General features: G+C 69.5%; 19 protein-coding genes and 1 tRNA gene. 10 read left to right on the top strand and 10 right to left on the bottom strand.

Annotated elements, in window-relative coordinates:
• The first annotated feature begins 64 nt into the window (after positions 1 to 64).
• Both AB0I43_RS05905 and AB0I43_RS05900 read left to right on the top strand, forming a co-directional pair.
• On the top strand, positions 65 to 1,033 hold the full coding sequence (locus tag AB0I43_RS05905) for a glycosyltransferase (RefSeq protein WP_356971669.1): 969 nt from the start codon (positions 65 to 67) through the stop codon (positions 1,031 to 1,033).
• Positions 1,030 to 2,601, top strand: a complete 1,572-nt coding sequence (locus tag AB0I43_RS05900; protein ID WP_356971668.1) for a DUF2142 domain-containing protein — start codon at positions 1,030 to 1,032, stop codon at positions 2,599 to 2,601. Before AB0I43_RS05905 ends, AB0I43_RS05900 begins: the two co-directional genes overlap by 4 nt.
• A gap of 43 nt (positions 2,602 to 2,644) precedes the next feature.
• Here the strand turns inward: AB0I43_RS05900 and AB0I43_RS05895 are convergent, their stop codons facing one another.
• The 7 genes from AB0I43_RS05895 to AB0I43_RS05865 form a co-directional block, all read right to left on the bottom strand.
• The gene (locus AB0I43_RS05895; protein ID WP_356971667.1) at positions 2,645 to 3,493 is read right to left on the bottom strand and encodes an NAD(P)-dependent oxidoreductase; all 849 of its coding nucleotides are present in this window, start codon (positions 3,491 to 3,493) and stop codon (positions 2,645 to 2,647) included.
• 162 nt (positions 3,494 to 3,655) lie between these two features.
• A complete protein-coding gene (locus tag AB0I43_RS05890; protein ID WP_356971665.1) occupies positions 3,656 to 4,306 on the bottom strand; it encodes a hypothetical protein in 651 nt (216 codons plus the stop codon).
• 127 nt (positions 4,307 to 4,433) lie between these two features.
• Positions 4,434 to 5,486 (bottom strand): ribosome small subunit-dependent GTPase A, encoded by a 1,053-nt coding sequence (rsgA, locus tag AB0I43_RS05885; protein WP_356971663.1) that lies wholly within the window; start codon positions 5,484 to 5,486, stop codon positions 4,434 to 4,436.
• A 188-nt stretch (positions 5,487 to 5,674) separates the two neighbouring features.
• Positions 5,675 to 6,637 (bottom strand): glycosyltransferase family 2 protein, encoded by a 963-nt coding sequence (locus AB0I43_RS05880; protein ID WP_356971661.1) that lies wholly within the window; start codon positions 6,635 to 6,637, stop codon positions 5,675 to 5,677.
• On the bottom strand, positions 6,634 to 7,476 hold the full coding sequence (locus tag AB0I43_RS05875) for an ABC transporter ATP-binding protein (RefSeq protein ID WP_356971660.1): 843 nt from the start codon (positions 7,474 to 7,476) through the stop codon (positions 6,634 to 6,636). The genes AB0I43_RS05880 and AB0I43_RS05875 overlap by 4 nt, the downstream gene beginning before the upstream one ends.
• Positions 7,477 to 7,483: 7 nt before the next feature.
• Entirely contained in the window at positions 7,484 to 8,359 is an 876-nt protein-coding gene (locus tag AB0I43_RS05870; protein WP_356971658.1) for an ABC transporter permease, read from the bottom strand.
• Positions 8,360 to 8,543: 184 nt separating this feature from the next.
• On the bottom strand, positions 8,544 to 9,134 hold the full coding sequence (locus tag AB0I43_RS05865) for a bacterial proteasome activator family protein (RefSeq protein WP_356971656.1): 591 nt from the start codon (positions 9,132 to 9,134) through the stop codon (positions 8,544 to 8,546).
• Positions 9,135 to 9,337: 203 nt separating this feature from the next.
• Here AB0I43_RS05865 and AB0I43_RS05860 point away from each other — a divergent pair, with 203 nt between their 5' ends.
• Positions 9,338 to 10,540 carry a cysteine desulfurase-like protein gene (locus AB0I43_RS05860; RefSeq protein ID WP_356971654.1) on the top strand — a complete coding sequence of 401 codons (1,203 nt, stop codon included), beginning with the start codon at positions 9,338 to 9,340 and terminating at the stop codon, positions 10,538 to 10,540.
• Positions 10,541 to 10,551: 11 nt separating this feature from the next.
• Here the strand turns inward: AB0I43_RS05860 and AB0I43_RS05855 are convergent, their stop codons facing one another.
• Positions 10,552 to 11,550: an NAD(P)H-quinone oxidoreductase gene (locus tag AB0I43_RS05855; RefSeq protein WP_356971653.1), complete on the bottom strand. Its 999-nt coding sequence runs from the start codon at positions 11,548 to 11,550 to the stop codon at positions 10,552 to 10,554.
• 162 nt (positions 11,551 to 11,712) lie between these two features.
• Here AB0I43_RS05855 and AB0I43_RS05850 point away from each other — a divergent pair, with 162 nt between their 5' ends.
• The 5 genes from AB0I43_RS05850 (at position 11,713) to AB0I43_RS05830 (ending at position 14,997) form a co-directional block, all read left to right on the top strand.
• Positions 11,713 to 12,888: a lactate 2-monooxygenase gene (locus AB0I43_RS05850; protein WP_356971651.1), complete on the top strand. Its 1,176-nt coding sequence runs from the start codon at positions 11,713 to 11,715 to the stop codon at positions 12,886 to 12,888.
• A 124-nt stretch (positions 12,889 to 13,012) separates the two neighbouring features.
• A complete protein-coding gene (locus AB0I43_RS05845) occupies positions 13,013 to 13,435 on the top strand; it encodes a MarR family transcriptional regulator (RefSeq protein ID WP_356972231.1) in 423 nt (140 codons plus the stop codon).
• Between the two features lie 12 nt (positions 13,436 to 13,447).
• Positions 13,448 to 13,535: transfer RNA gene (locus AB0I43_RS05840), tRNA-Ser, on the top strand.
• Between the two features lie 16 nt (positions 13,536 to 13,551).
• Positions 13,552 to 14,430, top strand: coding sequence for an RNA polymerase sigma-70 factor (locus tag AB0I43_RS05835; protein ID WP_356971649.1), 879 nt, complete (start codon positions 13,552 to 13,554; stop codon positions 14,428 to 14,430).
• 93 nt (positions 14,431 to 14,523) lie between these two features.
• Entirely contained in the window at positions 14,524 to 14,997 is a 474-nt protein-coding gene (locus AB0I43_RS05830) for a flavodoxin family protein (RefSeq protein WP_356971647.1), read from the top strand.
• A 3-nt stretch (positions 14,998 to 15,000) separates the two neighbouring features.
• Here the strand turns inward: AB0I43_RS05830 and AB0I43_RS05825 are convergent, their stop codons facing one another.
• A complete protein-coding gene (locus tag AB0I43_RS05825; RefSeq protein WP_356971646.1) occupies positions 15,001 to 16,122 on the bottom strand; it encodes a nitric oxide synthase oxygenase in 1,122 nt (373 codons plus the stop codon).
• Positions 16,123 to 16,617: 495 nt separating this feature from the next.
• Here AB0I43_RS05825 and AB0I43_RS05820 point away from each other — a divergent pair, with 495 nt between their 5' ends.
• Positions 16,618 to 17,637, top strand: a complete 1,020-nt coding sequence (locus tag AB0I43_RS05820; protein ID WP_356971644.1) for an alpha/beta hydrolase family protein — start codon at positions 16,618 to 16,620, stop codon at positions 17,635 to 17,637.
• Here the strand turns inward: AB0I43_RS05820 and hisC are convergent.
• Positions 17,630 to 18,709, bottom strand: a complete 1,080-nt coding sequence (gene hisC, locus AB0I43_RS05815) for a histidinol-phosphate transaminase (protein ID WP_356971642.1) — start codon at positions 18,707 to 18,709, stop codon at positions 17,630 to 17,632. The genes AB0I43_RS05820 and hisC overlap by 8 nt on opposite strands.
• Positions 18,710 to 18,863: 154 nt before the next feature.
• Here hisC and AB0I43_RS05810 point away from each other — a divergent pair, with 154 nt between their 5' ends.
• Positions 18,864 to 19,577 (top strand): dienelactone hydrolase family protein, encoded by a 714-nt coding sequence (locus AB0I43_RS05810; RefSeq protein ID WP_356971641.1) that lies wholly within the window; start codon positions 18,864 to 18,866, stop codon positions 19,575 to 19,577.
• Positions 19,578 to 19,608 lie beyond the last annotated feature (31 nt).

Genomic DNA, 19,608 nt, shown 5'->3' with positions numbered 1-19,608 from the left:
CGGTAGCGGAGCGACCACGGAGGGCTCAGCGAGCGCCGCACATCGACACAGAGGATTTACCCGGGTGGATTCCACCGAGCTTCGTATCGCCGCAGTCGTCCCCTGCCACAACGAAGAGGCATCGGTCGCCAAGGTGGTCGCCGATCTACAGGCCGCCGTGCCGGGAATCGTCGTCTACGTCTACGACAACCTCAGCACCGACAAGACGGCCGAGCAGGCTCGGGCCGCCGGCGCGATCGTGCGGTTCGAGAACACCAAGGGCAAGGGCAATGTGGTGCGCCGCGCCTTCGCCGACATCGACGCGGACATCTACCTGATGATCGACGGCGACGACACCTACGAGGCGTCGGCCGCGCCGCTGATGATCAAGACGCTGCTCGACGGCCCCTACGACCACGTGCTCGGCGTGCGCCGCGAGGACGCGGGCGCCTCGGCCTACCGCGCGGGTCACGAGACCGGCAACAAGGTGCTCAACGGTGTGGTCGGAAAGGTGTTCGGCGAGAACGTCGAAGACATGCTGAGCGGGTTCCGGGTCTTCTCCCGCCGCTTCGTGAAGAGCTTCCCCGCGGTGTCGCGCGAGTTCGAGATCGAGACCGAGCTGACGGTGCATTCGCTGCACCTGCGCGTCCCGCAGACCGCGGTGCCGGTCGGATTCCGGGACCGGCCGGCCGGCAGCGAGTCGAAACTGCGGACGTACCACGACGGTTTCAAGATCCTCAATCTGATCATCGGGCTGGCCCGGCACGAGCGCCCGGTCGCGTTCTACGGCCTGTTCGGCACGCTGAGCTGGCTGATCTCGATCGGGCTCGCCATTCCGATCATCATCGAGTTCTACGCGACGCACGAGGTGCCGCGGTTCCCGACGCTGTTCCTGGCCTTCACCCTGCTGCTGCTCGGCAGCCTGGCCTGGACCGCCGGCCTGGTCCTGGACGGCATCCGCCGCTCCCGGCACGAGGCTTCGCGCCTGATCTACCTGCTGCATTCGGCGCCGGGCGTGGACGATCGCGGCGGTGACCCGGAGCCCCGGCGGTGACCACTGCCGATCGCACCGAGCCGGACGCCGCCGCGCCGAGTACGAACGGGACCGCGCCGGAACCGGATTCGACCGGCGAGCGGAAGGCCGGCCAGGGGCGGGCGCGCCGGGGGGCCACGGTGGTGGTGACTCGATTCGGTGCCGCAACAGTCGTTTTCGCGGTGCTGGTGACCATCTTCGGCGCGGCGTTCGCGGTCAGTACGCCGCCGTTCTGGGGCCACGACGAGATCACCCAGTTCGGCCGCGCGTACCAGGTGGCGCACGGCGGTTTCCTGCCCGAGCGGATCGAGGACCGGCGCGGCGTCTCCTACGGCGGTGACGTGCCGGTCAGCATCACCGAGCTGATGGGCTACGCGCTCACCGACTACACCACCAATCCGCAGGAACCGGATCCGATGGTGTACGACCCGGCCGACTACGACCGGTTCAAGCGCGCGGCGATCTCCACCGAGGTGGAGCCGGTGTGGTTCACCAACACCGCCGCCTACTCGCCCGTGCCGTATCTCCCGGCGGCGCTGGGCATCCGGGTCGCCGAACTGCTGGACCTGAACGTCGGCGGGATGATCATGGCGACCCGGCTGGCCGGGCTGGCGGTCTACCTCGCGCTGGTCGGATTCGGCCTGTGGGCGCTGCGCGCGCGGCGGGTGCAGTGGCTGGTGCTGGCGGTCGCGCTGCTGCCGATCGCGGTGTTCCAGGCGGGCACCGTCACCGCCGACACCATGACCAACGCGCTGGCCATCATGGTGTCCGCGCTGCTGGTCAAGGCGCTGTTCCTCGGTGACCGGCTGGGTCGCGCCGAGACCGCCGCGCTGCTGGCCGCCGCTATCCTGCTGCCGCTGAGCAAGCCGACCTACGTGCTGCTGGCGCTGCTGCTGGTGCTGATCCCGGTGCGGCGCTTCGCCTTCGGCTCCGAGGAGCCCAAGCGCTGGCAGCGGATCGTGCCGATCGCCTTCGCGGGCGTGGGCGCGATCTGCTTCGCGATCTGGACCAAGATCGCCGGACCGACCACCGAGGGCATGGGCCTGATGCGGCCCGAGCACCAGTGGAAGTCGGTGCGCCCGGGCGACCAGCTGAGCGGAATCCTCGGCGATCCGATCGGTTTCGTGGACGTCTTCGGCGACAGCATCGCCTACCGCGACCAGCGCTGGTTCATCCAGTTCTTCGGTGAGCTGGGCTTCGCCTACATCGACGTGCCTGCCCTGTCCATCGTGGCGTGCCTGCTGGCCTTCGCGGTGGCGCTCGGCATCGCCGACCGGATGACCGCCTCGGACCGGTGGCGCACCTGGGTGGTCGCGCTGACCGTGGCCGCGAGCGTGGCGATGATCTACGTGACGCTGTACATGTCGTTCACGCCGGTCGACTACTACATCATCGACGGGGTGCAGGGCCGCTACTTCGTGCCGCTGGCGATCGTCGCGTTCGGGGTGCTGCTGCGCTGGATGCCGTTGCGGCTCACCGATACCGAGGGCCGGACGCCGACCTTCGGCCCGGCGATCACGATCGCCGCCGCCAGCACCGTCGGCTTGGTCGCGGCGCTGGCCAAGTACCACGCGATCGTCTGGGGCTGAGCCCCCGTCGTCCCGGCGTTCGCCGCCGGGACGACGGTGTGCGTCAGAGGAACAGATCGGTGGTGAGCTCACCGTCGCCCGGGGTGACCCGGTACTTGTCCAGATCGGTGATGCCGTGCGTGGCGAGTACCTCGTCGTCGAGGAAGAAGTTGCCCGTGGTCTTTTCCGCGGGGGAGGTCAGCACCAGATAGGCGGCGTCGGCGTAGATGGCCGGTGTGCGTGAGGTGGAGATCATCTCGTCGCCGCCGAGCAGGTTGCGCACGGCGGCGGTGGCGATCGTGGTGCGCGGCCACAGCGAGTTCACGCCGATGCCGTCGCCCTTCAGTTCCTCCGCCAAACCCAGTGTGGTCAGCGACATTCCGTACTTGGCGATGGTGTAGCCCAGGGCCATGCCCGCCCACTTCGGGTCCAGGTTCAGCGGCGGGGACAGCGTCAGGATGTGCGGGTTGCGCCCGGCCTGCGCCGCGGCCCGCAGGTGCGGGATGCTCAGCTTGGACAGCAGGAAACTGCCGCGGCAGTTGATGTCCTGCATGAGGTCGTACTTCTTCATCGACAGCGCCTCGGTGGGGGACAGGTCGATCGCCGAGGCGTTGTTCACCACCAGGTCGATGCCGCCGAACCGTTCGACGGTCTGCCGGACCGCCTCGCTCACCGACTCCTCGAGCCGCACATCGCCGACGAAGGGCAGGACCTGCCCGCCCGCCTCCTCGATCTCCGCGGCCGCGGTGTGAATGGTGCCCGGCAGCTTCGGATGCGGCTGATCCGTCTTCGCGATCAGCGTGACGTTCGCGCCGTCCGCCGCCGCCCGCTTGGCGATCTCCAGCCCGATTCCCCGGCTGCCCCCCGACATGATCATCGTCTTGCCCGCCAACGGCTTACCCGATCCCGCCATGACCTGCTCCTGTCTGTGCGCCGCGGGTCAGTGCCGCCCGCGGCCATCCACACTTCGCACACTAAGCGTAAACCCGCCCGCTATGCAACCAGTTGCATATGCGGCGCGGGCGACAAAAAGCGGGGCGCCGGACGATTCGGCACCCCGCTGTGGCGACTCGGCTCAGGCCGCGGCCATACCGATGATGAAGAGCAGGAGCCCGAGTACGCAGGGCAGCGCCATCAGGCCGTACAGCACGTAGATGAACACCACGCCCGGCGTCTTCTGCGGCATCTCCCCGAGCGCTCCGGGCAGCCAGAACATGGCGGGCGGCTTGTAGTAGTACCGCACCCCCTGCCCCTCGCGCAGCGCCACCTGCTGGTCCGCCGGCCCCATATCGAGCAGCCACGGCGTACTCACCCGCAGGTGATACTGGCCCGGCCCGACCGGGATGTGGGTCTCGCCCCACTGGGCGTGCGGCACCTGCTGCCCGTTGACGAAGATCTTCGGCTTCGTCAACAGCCCGAGCATGAACGCGAACCACTCGTAATCCGCCTGCACGGTGATTCCCGGCGGTGCCGGCGCCCCCTGCGGCTGCCCGTACTGCTGCGGCGCGCCGTACTGCGGCTGACCGTATTGCGGCTGGCCGTAGGGCTGTTGGCCCGGCTGCCCGAACTGCTGCGGCGGCTGGCCGAATTGCGGCTGCTGCCCGTAGGGCTGCGGTGCGCCGTAGGGATTTCCCGCAGGCTGCGGCGGCTGACCGTACGCAGGTTGTCCGGGGTACTGCCCGCCTTGCGCTTGGCCTTGAGGCGGGTATCCGCCGGGGTAACTCATCCAAACCCTCCCGAAAGCTCGATCATTCGGGGCGAACCCTACCGTGTATCACCTGATTCGGCCGCACTGCCTACCGGCCGTCCGCACACCGCGCGAAGACGCGATGTGCGGACGGTATTTTCGGCGGTCAGCGCCGGGAACCGCGGTCGCGGTACATGCGGCGCTGCTGCTTGCTGATCGACTTCCACTCGCGCGCGCGTTCGGCTTGCAGGCGCTTGTCGGTGCGCGATTCCATCCAGGCGTTCTCGCGCACCAGCTTGCGGTAGCTGTCGAAGCGGCGCTGGGTGAGCTCGCCGTTGTCCAGCGCCGCGGCGACCGCGCAACCGGGCTCGGCGACGTGCGAGCAGTCCGGGAAACGGCAACGCGCGGCCAGGGATTCGATGTCGCTGAAGGTCTTCTCGATGCCTTCGGCGGCGTCGTAGAGCCCGATCCCGCGCAACCCCGGAGTGTCGATGAGCGTGCCGCCGCCGGGCAGTGGGCGCAGTTCCCGGTGCACCGTGGTGTGGCGGCCCTTCTTGTCGACGGCGCGGACATCGTTGGTCGCGAACACCTCCGCGCCGAGCAGCGCGTTGGCCAGCGTCGATTTGCCCGCGCCCGAGGGCCCGAGCAGCGCGACCGTGCCGTCGAGCACGGCGGCCAGGACGTCCAGCCCCGCCCCGGTACTCGCGGAGACGGCGAGGACGACGGCACCGGGCGCGGCGGCCTGCACCGCACCGATCGGGATATCCACGGCCGCATCCGCTTTGGTGAGCACGACGACCGGCTGGGCGTTGCTCTCCCAGACCAGGGCCAGCATCCGCTCGATCCGGTTGAGGTCGACATCGCCGTCGGCCGCCGAGCAGATCAGCACGGTATCGACGTTCGCGGCCAGCACCTGGGCCTCGGAGCGCCCGGACACCGAGGAGCGCACGATGGCCGAGCGGCGCGGCAGCAGCCCGCGCACGTTCAGCTGCGCGTCGACGGTCACCCAGTCACCGGTGCACAGCCCGCTGATCTCGGAATCCGAACGCGGACAGCGCGCCCGGGCGAGCCCGGTCGGCGTCGCCACATCGCATTCGCTGCGATCCATGCGGATCACGCGGGCGGGCACCAGGCCCTCGGACAGATGCGGAGCGTATTCCGCGGCTACGGCTTCGGTCCAGCCGAAAGGGACGTGAAAGTTCGGGTCGTTCTCGACCATGATGGAGAGAGTCCTTAGTCGGGCGCCGAGCCCGACGGACTCAGCGAAGTGAGGTGGAGGGGGAAATCGGCACAGCGGGCACAGCCACCGCGGGCACGACAATCCGCAAGAATGTCTTCACGATCTCCACCTCCTCAACTCTCTCGACGTTGCGACCACTCTGACACAGCCCCGAACGGGCTCGCAACCTATTTATCCGGCTTGCCGAACTGCTCGTGCCGGCCCAGGCTGCGCAGGTGGAACCACTCCTTCAGACCGGCCGGATCACGGCGGGTGACCAGGAAGAACCAGGAGAACCGCACCCACTCTTGGGGTAGCAGCTTGCGCATTCCCGGCTGCGCCATCAGATAGCCGCGATTGCGGTAGGTGAAGTAGCGCTTCACCGGATCGTCCGGGTATTGCGTGTGCATCCGCCCGCCGAGAATCGGCTTGAATTCCTCGGCGCCGTTGGGGTGCAGGTAGGCGGTCTGTAAGCAGGTGCCGAACGGCAGCCCGGAGCGCACCAGCCGCCGGTGCACCTCTACCTCGTCGCCGCGCACGAACAGCCGCAGGTCCGGCACGCCGATCTGATCGACCGCCTTCGCCGCGATCAGCGCGCCGTTGAACAGCGAGGCGATGCCGGGTAGGAAATCCTCGGCCCCGAGCTCGGACCGCAGCCGCCGCCACACCACCCCGCGGCGCAGCGGGAACGCCAGCCGATCCGGTTCGTCGATATCGCAGACCACCGGCGAGACCTCGGCCAAGCCGTGCCGCCGGGCGCAATCCAGCAGCACCGCAAGCACTTCCGGGCCTTCGGGACGGCCGTCGTCGTCGGCCAGCCAGACCCAGTCCGCGCCCTGGGTGAGCGCGTGCAGGATGCCGAGCGCGAACCCGCCCGCACCGCCGAGATTGTGCGCCGAACCCAGGTAGGTGGCTTCGATCGGCTGCTGCGCGACCAGCTCCGCGACCTCGGGCTCGTTCGCGTTGTCCACCACGATCAGGTGATCCACCGGCCGCGACTGCGTGGTGAGCACCTTCAGCGATTCGGTGAGCAGCTCGCGGCGCTTGTGCGTCACCACCACCGCGATGATCCGGGCCTCGGCGCCGGTGGACGGCTGCTCGAACGGCGCGTCCGGCCTGGTCGGGTCGTTCGGCCCGGTCGGCTCTGTCATGCGTGGTTACGCTCCAGTTCCTGCTCGGCTTGCCGGCCCGCCGTGTTCTCGGCTTCCATTTCCCGCAAGACCGTTGCCACGTGATTTCCCGCGTCCGGCCCCTCGTAGGCGCGGACCACGTCTTCGATGCCGCCGCGCTGCCGAATCTGGCCGTGGTCGATCCACATCGCGGAATCGCAGAGCTGGGCCAGGAATTCGTTGGAGTGGCTCGCGAACACCAGGATGCCGGAGCGGGCGACGAGTTTCTGCAGCCGCAGCCGCGCCTTCTTCATGAACTCGGCGTCGACCGCGCCGATGCCCTCGTCCAGCAGCAGGATCTCGGGATCGATGGAGGTCACCACGCCCATCGCCAGGCGCACCCGCATGCCGGTGGAGTAGGTGCGCAGCGGCATCGACAGGTATTCGCCGAGCTCGGTGAAGTCGGCGATCTCGTCGATCTTGGACAGCATCTGCTTGCGCGTCTGCCCGAGGAACAGGCCGCGGATGATGATGTTCTCGTAGCCGGAGATCTCCGGATCCATGCCGACGCCGAGGTCGAAGACCGGCGCGACCCGGCCGCGGATCCGGGCGCTGCCCCGCGAGGGTTCGTAGATGCCCGACAGCAGCCGCAGCAGCGTGGACTTGCCCGCGCCGTTGTGCCCGACCAGGCCGATCCGATCGCCCTCCTTGAGCGAGAGGTTGATGTCGCGTAGCGCCTCGACGACCACGACGTCGGAGGGGTTGCGGCCGATCGCCCCGCCGGCCTTGCCGAGGAACGCTTTCTTCAGCGACCGCGATTTCGCGTCGAAGATCGGGAATTCGACCCAGGCGCCCTGGGTTTCGATGCTTACCTCGGACATATCGCCTTCACACCCAGTAGGGGACGCGGGACCGGTACTTCTTCATAGCCAACACCGCCACCAGCCAGCCGACGACGGTGAAACCGAGCACCACGACCCAGCTGTGCCAGTGGATCGCGTCGCCGAGCAGCGGCGCGCGCACGATCTCCAGATAATGGTATGTCGGCACCAGCTCGACCAGGCGCGCTCGCTCGCTGACCGAACCGCCCTGCTCGTGCAGGACCTTCGCCGACCACATGACCGGCGTCAGCACGAACAGCATCCGGGTCAGGCTGCCCAGGATCGGCGCGATATCGCGGTAGCGGGTGCTGAAGATGCCGAACACGATGGTGACCCAGGCGGCGTTGAGGAACAGCAGCGCGATCGCCGGAATCGCCAGCAGCACCGACAGATCCAGATCCCGCCAGACGCTGAAGGCCAGCAGCAGCACCAGATAGATCGCCGCGTTGTGGATGAAGAACAGGAACTGGCGCCACACCAGCCGGTATATGTGCACGCTCAGCGCGGACGGAAGCTGTTTGATCAGCCCCTCGTTGGCGATGAAGACGTCCGAGCCCTCGAGGATGCTGGCCTCGATGACGTTCCACACGATGATGCCGACGGTCACGTAGGGCAGGTATTCGCTGAGCGGCTGCCCGAACAGCGTCGCGTACAGCAGGCCGATGGCCGCGGCCTGGACCGCGGTGGAGATGGTGATCCAGAACGGGCCCAGCACCGAGCGCCGGTAGCGCTGCTTGATGTCCTGCCAGCCGAGCGACAACCACAGCTCGCGCTGGGAGAACCCCTGGCGGAAGTCCTTGAAGGCCCGCTGGAAGGTCTGTGAATCCGACACGATCGGCGCGGCGGGAACAGCTTCCGCCGCTAGCGGTTCCCCGGCGCTCATCGCGCCCTCCGGGGAACTGCTGTCAGCTGGGTCATCTGAATGCACGGGGCTTTCTTCAGGACGCACCGCACTCACGTCGGAGTCGGGGCGAGCGGCAGCGGCGGACACGGTGCTCGACACTACCCTTGCGACGTTCACCGAGAACGGCCGGAACCAGGGTTGACCGGATCGGCCGGAACAGACCTCAGAGGTATTGCCCGGAGCCGCCGGTGACATTGCCGGTGCGCGGGTCGGCGGCGTGGATGCCGGGCGGCAGCGCACCCTGGCGCATCTGCTCGAGCTGCGCGCGGGCCGCCATCTGCTGGGCGAACAGGGCGGTCTGGATGCCGTGGAACAGGCCCTCCAGCCAGCCCACCAACTGCGCCTGGGCGATCCGCAGTTCGCCGTCGGAGGGGATGGCCTCGTCGGTGAACGGCAGCGTCAGCCGCTCCAGTTCCTCGCGCAGCTCCGGGGCCAGGCCCTGTTCGAGTTCGCGCACCGAGGAGCGGTGGATCTCGCGCAGGCGGGTGCGGCTGGCGTCGTCCAGCGGGGCCGCGCGCACCTCCTCGAGCAACTGCTTGATCATGGTGCCGATGCGCATCACCTTCGCGGGCTGCTCCACCATGTCGGCCAGGGATTCGCCCGCGTCCGCCGCCTCGGGTGCGGTGCCGGACTCGTCCTCGTCGGAGACCACCTGGGCGTTCAGCGGAGTGCCCGCGTCGGCGGGAATCACCAGGTGCCGGCCGTCGGGTCCGACCACCACGATGGAATCCGGTGCCTCATCCGAATGCGTCATGGCCCCATCATGTCATCCGCCGCGCACGGGTGCCGGTCCGTGTTTACGAGACCGCCCGGCGGCCTAAACTGTTCGGGTCGTCGTGTGGTTCGGATTTGCTGAAAGTCGGTTGCCATGCATTCACCCCGGTCGCTGCGGTGCCTTCTGCCAGTCAGGTGGAACACGGTTACGCAGGCTCGCCCGCTGCCCTTAGAGTGGCCAACATGACTTACGACGTCGCGAGGGTTCGGGGCCTGATACCGTCCCTGGGCGACGGCTGGATCCACTTCGACCCGCAAGCGGGCATGCTGGTTCCGGATTCGGTATCGCGTGCCGTGTCAACGGGTTTCCGCACCTCCTCGTTTTCCCACATCGGGCGCAACGGCGCCGCCGTGCGCAGCGCCGCCATCCTGGACGCGGCGCGCGAGGCGGTCGCCGATCTGGTCGGCGGCGATCCGGCGGGCGTGGTGCTCGGCCCCGATCGCGCGGTGCTGCTGGCCTGGCTGGCGGAGTCGCTGAGCTCCCGGCTCGGGCTCGGTACCGGCATCGTGCTCTCCCGCCTGGACGACGAAGCCAATGTCGCGCCGTGGCTGCGCATCGCGAACCGCTATGGCGCGCATGTGCGCTGGGCCGAGGTCGAAATCGAGACCTGCGAGATGCCGTCCTGGCAGTTCGAGGAACTGATCGGCCCCACCGCCCGGCTGGTCGCGCTGACGGCCGCGTCCCCGATCGTCGGTTCCGCGCCCGCGGTGCGGGTGGCGGCCGACCGGGTGCACGACGTGGGTGGCCTGCTGGTTGCCGACGCGGTCGGCGCCGCTCCGTACGCGCTCATCGATATCGACGAACTCAACGCCGACGTGATCGCGCTCAGCGCGCCCGCCTGGGGCGGCCCGCAGATCGGCGCCCTGGTGTTCCGCGATCCCGCCTTCCTGGACCGGATTCCGTCGATGTCGTTGAATCCGTATGCGAAGGGCGCCGAGCGGCTCGAGGTCGGCGGCCATCAGTACGCGCTGCTCGCGGGCCTGACCACCTCCATCGATTTCCTCGCCGGCCTGGACGAACGCGCCACCGGCACGCGCCGCCAGCGCCTGGAGATGTCGATCACCTCGCTGCAGGATTACCACGATCAGCTCTTCGAGCATCTGATGGACGTGCTGGAGAAGGTGCCCAATCTCACCGTCATCGGCCGGGCCTCCACCCGCATTCCGACGGTGTCGTTCACCCTGGCCGGCATGCAGGCGGAGAAGGTCGCGGCCAAGCTGGCCGACGCCCGCATCGGCACGCTGTCCGGTGTGCACGGCGGTAGCCGGCTGCTGGACGCGCTCGGCGTCAACGACGAGGGCGGCGCGGTCACCATCGGATTGGCGCCCTACACCACGAAGTTCGAGATCGACCAGCTCGGCCGCGCGCTCACCGCCCTGGATTAGCGCGCCCCGCTTCAGCGCTCGACGCGCAGCACCACCTTGCCGAAAGTGTCCGAGGAGTCCAGCATCCGGTGGGCTTCGGCCACCTCGCCGATCGGCAGCTCGGCGTGGATCACCGGGACGATGTCGCCCGCCGCGAGCAGCGGCCACACCTGGCGGCGCACCTCGGCGATCACCTCGGCCTTGCTGTGCGGGCCCGTCGCCGGACGCCGGCGCAGGTTGGTGGCGTGGACCGAACCCCACTTGCCGAGCAGCGCGGCCAGATTCAGCTCCGCGGTGACCCCGCCCTGCATGCCGATCACCACCAGCCGCCCGTGCTCGGCGAGCGCCTCGACATTGCGCGCGAGATAGGCCGCCCCCATGTTGTCGAGGATGACGTCGGCTCCGGGCCCGCCCGCACCCTGCTGGTCGCGGATCACCTCGACGAAATCCTGCTCCCGGTAGTTGATCAGCACGCTCGCGCCGAGCTCGGCGCACCGCTTCAGCTTGGCGTCCGTGCCCGCCGTCACCGCGACCCGCGCACCGAGCCGGCCCGCCACCTGGATGGCGTGCGTCCCGATCCCGCTGCCGCCGCCGTGGATCAGCAGCAGCTGCCCGTCCGCCAGGCCCGCCGTCATGACCAGGTTCGACCACACGGTGGCCGCCACCTCCGGCAGCCCCGCGGCCGCGCTCAGCTCCACACCGTCCGGCACCGGCAGCAACTGCCCGGCGGGCGCGACCACCCGCTCGGCATACCCGCCGCCGGACAGCAGCGCACACACCCGGTCACCGACCCGCCAATCCGCCACGCCCGCCCCGACTTCGGCGATGACCCCCGACACCTCCAGCCCCATGATCTCGCTGGACCCGGGCGGCGGCGCGTAGAAACCCTGCCGCTGCAACAGATCCGCGCGATTCACCCCGGCGGCGGCCACCTCGATCAACACCTCGCCCGCCCCCGGCACCGGCTCGGGCGCCTCGCCCCACGCCATCACCTCGGGCCCACCGAATCCGTTCAGCTCGACTGCGCGCATGCGACCATCCTGCCCCAGCCCCGTGCCCGTGGACGGCAACGACGTCACCGGCCGCGGGGCGGGCGCGCGCAGGGGCCCAGGTCGGGCGGTGAATCGAGCTGTGCGGCAGCCGATCTGCCGAGCGGCGCGCGCGGTGCGATCCGAGGGACTAGCGTTCCGGCTGTGAGCAGCTTTATCGACTTCCAGAACGAGATCTACCTGGCGGGACTGGGTGGCGCGGTGCCCGAATTGCCGATGACGGCGGCGGGGTTGGAGCAGCGGGCGCGCGAGGTGCTGGGCGCGGCCGAGTTCGCCTATGTCGCGGGCAGCGCCTCGTCGGAGCGGACGGCGGCGGCGAACCTCGCCGCGTTCGACCGGCACCGGATCGTGCCGCGCATGCTGCGCGGCACCACGGGCCCCGGCGCCCGCGACCTGTCGGTGGAGGTGCTCGGCACCCGCCTGGCCGCGCCGGTGCTGACCGCGCCGATCGGCGTCCTGGAGTTGATGCACGACAAGGGCGAACTGATAATCGCCGACGTCACCAAGGAACTCGGCCTCGGCACCGTGCTGTCGACGGCGGCGTCCTCCACCATCGAGGAGGTCGGCGCGGCCGCGGGCGACTGGTGGTACCAGCTGTACTGGCCCAACGACGACGACCTGGCCCGCTCCTTCGTCGAGCGTGCCGAGCGAGCGGGCGCGAAGGCGATCGTGGTCACCGTCGACACCCCGAGCCTGGGCTGGCGGCCGCGCGATCTGGAGTTGGCGCATCTGCCGTTCCTGCACGGCAAGGGCATCGCGAACTACCTGTCGGATCCGGTGTTCCGGGCCAAGCTGGCCACCCCGCCGGAGGACAGCCCCGAGGCGATGCAGATCGCGATCCTCACCTGGGTGAGCCTGTTCGGCAACCACACCCTGCGCCCCGCCGACCTCGCGCGCCTGCGGGAGTGGACCGACCTGCCGATCGCGGTGAAGGGCATCCAGCATCCCGACGACGCCCGCCGGGTGGTGGACGCGGGCGCCGACGCCGTGGTCGTCAGCAATCACGGCGGCCGCCAGGTGGACGGCGCCATCGGCGCGCTGGACGCCCTGCCCGCGGTGGTCGCCTCGATCGGCGATCGCGCCGACATCCTGTTCGACTCCGGCGTGCGCACCGGCTCCGACCTGCTGGTCGCGCTGGCCCTCGGTGCGAAAGCCGTGCTCTACGGCCGCCCGTGGGCCTACGGCCTGGGCATCGCCGGCCGCGCGGGCGCCCGGCACGCGCTGCGGCTGCTGCTGGCGGATTTCGATTCCGCGCTCGGCCTGGCCGGGTGCGCCTCCCCGGCCGAACTCGATCGTTCGCTGATCGTCTCCGCTCGCTGAAAGATGTTGCGGTACTTATCGATACGGATTGCCGGCGGGCGAGGCTCACTAGACTGGCCAAGTGCACCCCGAAGCCGAGCCGCACTGGCTCACGCCACCGCAGCAGCGCGCCTGGCGGGCCTACATGCAGGGCCATCAACGCCTGATGGCGGCGCTGAACCGTCAACTCCAGCGCGAAGCCGACCTCACCATCCCCGAGTACCGGATCCTCGTCCTGCTCTCCGAAGCGCCCGGCCGCTCACTGCGCATGAGTGAGCTGGCCGACGGCGTCCTGTCCTCCCGCAGCCGCCTCACCCACCAGGTGCATCGGCTGGAGCAGCAGGGCATGGTGATCCGGCACACCGTCCTGGAGGACGGCCGCGGCGTGCGCGCCGAACTCACCGAGACCGGGCTGCGCCGCCTGGAAGCGGCCGCCCCCGGCCACGTCGACGCCGTCCGCCGCGACTTCATCGACCTGCTCACCCCCGACCAGCTCGAGGTCATCGCCGACGTCTTCACCCGCGTCGACGAGGTAATCGGAAAGCGTGCCGATCACCCCGTGCGCTAGCATCGAGGCCCTGGAGACGTGGCAGAGCGGCCGAATGCACTCGCCTTGAAAGCGAGCGTCGCGAGAGCGACCGGGGGTTCAAATCCCTCCGTCTCCGCCAAGGCAGGGGGTGGCCGATGAGTGGGATCGATCCGTTCGCTACGTTCCGGCCGCTGCTGTTCACCATCGCCTACGAGATTCTGGGCAGCGCGGCCGATGCCGAGGATGTGCTGCAGGACAGTTACCTGCGCTGGCGCGAGGCGAGCGGGGTGACGCATCCGCGGGCCTACCTGGTGCAGATCGTCACGCGGCAGGCGATCAATCAGCTGCGGTCGGTGCGGCGCCGGCGCGAGGAGTATGTCGGCGCCTGGCTGCCCGAGCCGATTCGCACCAGCCCCGACGCGGAACACGATGTGCTGCTGGCGGAATCGGTGTCGATGGCCATGCTGCTGGTGCTGGAGACGCTCGGCCCCACCGAGCGCGCGGTGTTCGTGCTCGCGGAGGTGTTCGGCCACAGCCACGCCGAGATCGCGACCATGATCGGCAAGAGCGAACCCGCCGTCCGGCAGATCGCGCACCGGGCGCGCGGGCACGTCGCCGCGCGCCGCCGCCGGTTCGAGCCGGACGCCGAGACCAGCCGCGCCGTCGTCGCCCGGTTCCTGCAGGCCGTCGACACCGGTGCGATCGACGCTCTGCTGGCGGTGCTGGCGCCGGACGTGGTGCAGATCTCCGACGGCGGCGGCCGGGTCACGGCGGCGCGGCGGCCGATCGTCGGCGCGGAGCCGGTCGCCCGGTTCCTGCTCGGCCTGGGCCGCGGCTGGATGCCCGGCATGACCGTCGAATTCGGCAGTTTCAACGCCTTGCCCGCACTGCTGATCCGCTCCGCCGCGGGCGCGCTCGACACCGTGCTGCTGATCGAGGTGACCGGGCCGGTCGTCACCGGTCTGTACGCGATCCGCAATCCGGACAAGCTGCGATCCGCCGATACCGTGCGCACGCTCGATTCGCGAGTGTGACCGGCGGCACAAAGGCCGAGTGTCACTTCGGGCCGCCCGCCGGTGTCTCCGAGAGTGTCCAGCAATGCCAGCGGAACGAAAGGGGACATCCCCATGAAGGTCGTCATCGTCTGCACGTCGGTCTCGCACGGCAACACGCAGCGCGTCGCCGAGGCCGTGGGCCGGGTGCTCGACGCCCGGGTCGTGGCACCCGGCGAGATCGGTCCCGCCGAGCTCGCCGCCTACGACCTGGTCGGCTTCGCCTCCGGGATCTTCACCATGGATTTCCATCCCGACCTGCGCCGCTTCGTCGCCGCGCTGCCGAACGGGCAGCGCGGCAAGGCGTTCGTCCTGTGCACCAGCGGTTTCCCGGAACCGCCCTTCCGACGCTACGTGCGCACATTCACGCGCACCCTGGAGCGCAAGGGCTTCGAGGTGACCGACGCCTTCCACTGCCGCGGTTTCGACACCTGGCTGCCGCTGCGCGTCGTGGGCGGCGTCAGCAAGGGGCACCCCGACCCGGCCGACATCGCCGCGGCCGTCGCCTTCGCCGAAGAGCTGCGGGCCCGGACCGCGCCGCGGCCCTGACCGTCAGCCCCGGCGCACGAAGTTGGGCCGGATCCCGTCGTCCGGCGGATCGAAGTAGCGGTGGAAGGTGGGCGTGAGCCCCGAGGAGATCGGCGGATTGATCCAGGACCAATCGGTGGGACAGGTGCGCCCGGCGGCCTTTTCGCGGGCCACGTGATCGCAGAACTGCTTGGCGACCGTGTGGTGATCCACCAGGTACACGCCGGACTTGCGATAGCTGTAGAGCACCGCGCGGTTGAGTTCGATCAGTGCCTGGTCGCGCCACAGGGTGCGGGCACTGGAGGTGTCCAGGCCCATCATGTCCGCGATCAGCGGGAGCATGTTGTAGCGGTTCTCGTCGCTGAGATTGCGCGCGCCGATCTCGGTGCCCACGTACCAGCCGTTGAACGGCGCGCACGGATAGGTGACGCCGCCGATCTCCAGGTCCATGTTCGACACCGCGGGCACCGCATGCCATTTCAGGCCGAGCTTGGCGAACCAGTCGAAGTCGGGATGTTCCAGCTGCACCTCGCGCGCGAGTTCGGGCGGCACGTCGAACCAGCGGATCGGCTCGTCCGGGGTGCTGATCAGGACCGGCAGGAGGTCGAACGGCGTGCCCGCGCCGCGCCAGCCGAGTTTCCGCGCGAATTCGGTGATCGCGACGTGGGCGGCGTCGCCGGTGACGGTGCCGTCGCCGTTGCGGTAGCCCGCGTAGCGCAGCAGCTGCGGTGAGACGATGCGGTACTCGCGGCCGTCGGGGCGGCGCGGCGGGCCGACGGTGATCATGGATTGCACGGCGCCACCGTTGGTGGCCAGGCGTAGGTGTTCCCAGCACGCCTCGGCCAGTTCCCGCGCCGAGCGCACGTGCCGGGCGTCGATCAACTTCAATGCGCGCCAGTGTTTGCGGCCGACGCACCGGGCGTGATTGCGCCAGGCCAGTTTGGCGCCGATCAGGATCTCCTCGGCGGTCTGCTCGTAGACGGCCTCGTGCTCGAGCTCGCGCAGCGCGACGCGGCGGCGATGACTGGGCAGATGCGCCAGCTCGGGTTGCCGGAAGAATTCGTCGCACTCACGCAGTCGCCGCACTTGCTCCGGACCGAAAGCGCCTGCTTCGGCGAGGTGGTCGAACTGTCGAACGGGCATCATCTGGTTCACGATTTTCTCCGGTCGGGCATCAGGTACTGCGAGAACAGACAAGACATCGAACGTGGAGCGTGGATCGATCACCGGCGCCTGCCGGTTGGGGCGGCGCCGCGGCGGGCACCCCGTGAAAGTTCGCGCGGGGTGTGCGCGGCGGCCGCCGGACGACATCGGGGGAGCGCGGCCGAACAACCGTGCCGCGATGCCGTGAAGTAGCCCGCACACGTCGCCGGATGCGGGATTCGGGCCCGTCCAAAGCGTACGACCAGTGTGCTGACCGTGTGCCCGAATTCGGCGTAATCCCAGTTGGATAACCACCAGCTGTCGGTCGAGCGACCGACTCGAAGTTTGCCGGTGCCCCGGGCGCGAGGCGAGCACGGCCCCGGAACTCGCCGCCAGAACCGCTGGCACGCGGGGGGAACCGTACATTTCTGGCAGTATGGCGCTATGCGGTCTCGGCGCAGAACCCCCTCCGAGCACATCAGACGCAGGCTATCCGGCGTGCTCGTCACCCTTGCCCTGCTAGCGGGTGCCGTCGCGGGGGCGCCCCTCGCGACCGCCGAACCGCCGGACAGACCGAACAGCGGTTCGGCGGACAAGCCGGATCCCGCCGAGCCCACCACCCCCAAGCCGCCCCGCCCCTTCATCGAGAGCGTCATCCCGATCAGCCCGCGCGACCTGCGCGTGTTCGTCTCCTCGCCGGCCATGCGCCGGACGGTCGAGCTACAGGTCCTGTTGCCGCGCAACAGATCCGAGCCCCGTCCGGTCGTCTACATGCTGGACGGCCGCAGTGCGAAGTCCGAGAGCAACAACTGGACCGTGCTGGGCGGGGCCAAAGAATTCTTCGAGGACAAGGACGTCACCGTCGTCCTCACCGTCGGTGGCCCGGCCAGCTACTACACCGATTGGCAGCGCCCGGACCCGGTGCTGGGCCTCAACAAGTGGGAAACCTTCCTCACCGACGAACTCCCCGGGCTGATCGACGCCCGCTTCGCGGGGACCGGCCGCAACGCGGTCATGGGAGTCTCGATGGGCGCCGAAGCCGCGCTGATGCTCGCGGTGCGCCAGCCCGAGCTGTACTCCGCCGTCGCCGGGCACAGCGGCTGCTACGAAATGGGCAGCGACGCCGGACAGGCCCAGGCGCGCGCCGTGATCGCCACCTACAACGGCAAGGCCGACAACATGTTCGGCAAGGAAGACAATCCGCTGTGGCAGGAGCACGATGTGCTCACGCACGCGGAAGCGCTGCGGGACAAGGCGATCTACCTCTCCTCGGGCAACGGCCTGCCCGGCAAGTACGACGTGCCCGGCAATCCGGAGGTGCTCAGCGCCATCGGCTTCGGCGGGCCGCTGGAGGCCGGCGCCTACACCTGCACCCGCAACCTCGCCGATCGCCTGGCCGAGCTGAGCATTCCGGCCGCGGTCAATCTGCGCTCGACCGGCACGCACTCCTGGCCGTACTGGACCGACGAACTCGCCGCCTCCTGGCCCACCCTCGCCGCCGGTCTCGAACTCACGTGAAGCGCGGCGCCACCGCGGCATCGGTGGCGAAGGCCAGGAACAGATCGTTCTCGTGCGGGTCGCCCACGGTGACCCGCACGCCGTCGGCGGCGTAGGGCCGCACCAGCACGCCGGCCTCCGCGCTGGCCTCGGCGAACGCGCCGCCGCGCTCGCCCAGCGGCAGCCAGACGAAGTTGGTCTCGCTCGGCGGCACGTCGTAACCGGCCGCGAGCAGGGCGTTGCGGACGCGCTCGCGCTCGACGATCAGGGCGTCGGTGCGGTCGAGCAGTTCGCCGCGCGCCTCCAGCGAGGCGATCGCCGCCGCCTGCGCCACCCGGTTCACGCTGAACGGGATGTGCACCTTCATCAGCGCGGTGATCACCTCGGGGTCGCCGACGGCGTAGCCGACGCGCAGCCCCGCCAGGCCGTAGGCCTTGGAGAACGTGCGCAGCACAACGACATTCGGGCGGCCGCGGCCGAGCTCGACGCCGTCCGGGCACTGGCCGGTCCCGGCCAGGCGCAGGTACTCGAAGTACGCCTCGTCCAGCACGATCAGCACGTCGGAGGGCACGGCGTCCAGGAAGCGCTCCAGGGCGTCGCGGCCCACCGCGGTGCCGGTCGGGTTGTTGGGGTTGCAGACGAAGACCAGCTTGGTGCGCGGCGTCACCGCCGCGGCCAGGGCGTCCAGGTCGTGCGCGTGCCCGGCGGTCAGCGGCACCCGCACGGCGGTGGCGTGGCCGACCTGGGTGACGATCGGATACGCCTCGAAGGAGCGCCAGGCGAACAGCACCTCGTCGGCGGCCGAACCGCAGGTGATCTGCACCAGTTCCTGCAGGAGCGCGACGCTGCCGCAGCCGACGGCAACCTGCTCGACGGTCACGCCGAGGAACTCGGCCAGGGCCGCGCGCAGCTCGGTGGCCTGATTGTCCGGGTAGCGATGCGCCAGCTCGGCGGCCGCGCCGATCGCCTTGGCGGCCGCGGGCAGCGGCGGCAGCGTGGTCTCGTTGCTGGCGAGCTTGACCGCGCCGGGGTAGCTGCGGCCTGGGGTGTACGCCGGGATGGAGGAAAGGTCCGGCCGGATCTGCGCGCTCACCCCTCCACCCTAGAGCCCGCCGCCGCGCCCCGATCCGGCTTGTACCAGGTTTCGCCGGGGTCAACCAGGTGATGCGTACCGGAAAAATTGCGGTTAGAACGCGCTTACGTGCAACTTCTCGCCAAGATCAGGCCATCGCCCTACTCTGGATGCCATGTCGGGCACCTTTGACGATATTGCCCCCCTACGCCGAGCCACCGCCCTGGCGGAGCGTCCCGAGGCCGACACCCAGGTACCGATCATGGTGATCGAGCCGGACGGAAATGCCCGCGGGGCGATCGTCGTCCTGCACGAGTCCCGGGAGTTCACCACGCCGTTGCTGCACCTGATGCAGGCGCTCTCCCTCGACGGCTGGACCGTGGTCGCACCCAACCTGTTCCATCGCGCCGGCGGTGATCCTTCTCACGAGGTCTTCGGCGACGAATTGTTCGACGACTTCGACGCCTGCCACGACTGGCTCACCGCGCACGGCGTCTTCCCGGACTGCATCGGCGTTCTCGGTTTCGACCACGCCGGCACCGCCGCCTTCCTGGTCGCCACCAACCGGCCCGTCGGCGCCGCGGTCAGCGTGGCCGCCCCCGGCATCGTCGAGCCGCTCACCGACGATTGCGACGCCCTGGTGCAGGCCGCGCCGGGTTTGCAGGCGCCCTGGCTCGGGCTCTACGGCGGCGACGATCCGGAGATCCCGCCGGCGCACATCGATCAGCTCCGCGAGGCCACCGCGCTCGCCTCCGTCGCCTCGCTCGTCGTCAGCTATCCGGGCCTGAACCACCGTGCGGACCATCCCGCCTACGAGGCCGAGGACGACCCCGATTTCATCGCCGCCCAAACCCGCATCTTCGACTGGTTCGACAGCAACTTACGGTAGTTAACCAGGCGTTTTGTGCTCTGTACGGTGC

Origin of the sequence: Nocardia sp. NPDC050435 (genome assembly GCF_040655395.1) — a bacterium.
Lineage (GTDB): Bacteria > Actinomycetota > Actinomycetes > Mycobacteriales > Mycobacteriaceae > Nocardia.
Note: the sequence above shows the minus strand (reverse complement) of the source record. Positions and strands in the feature narration are given on the sequence as shown.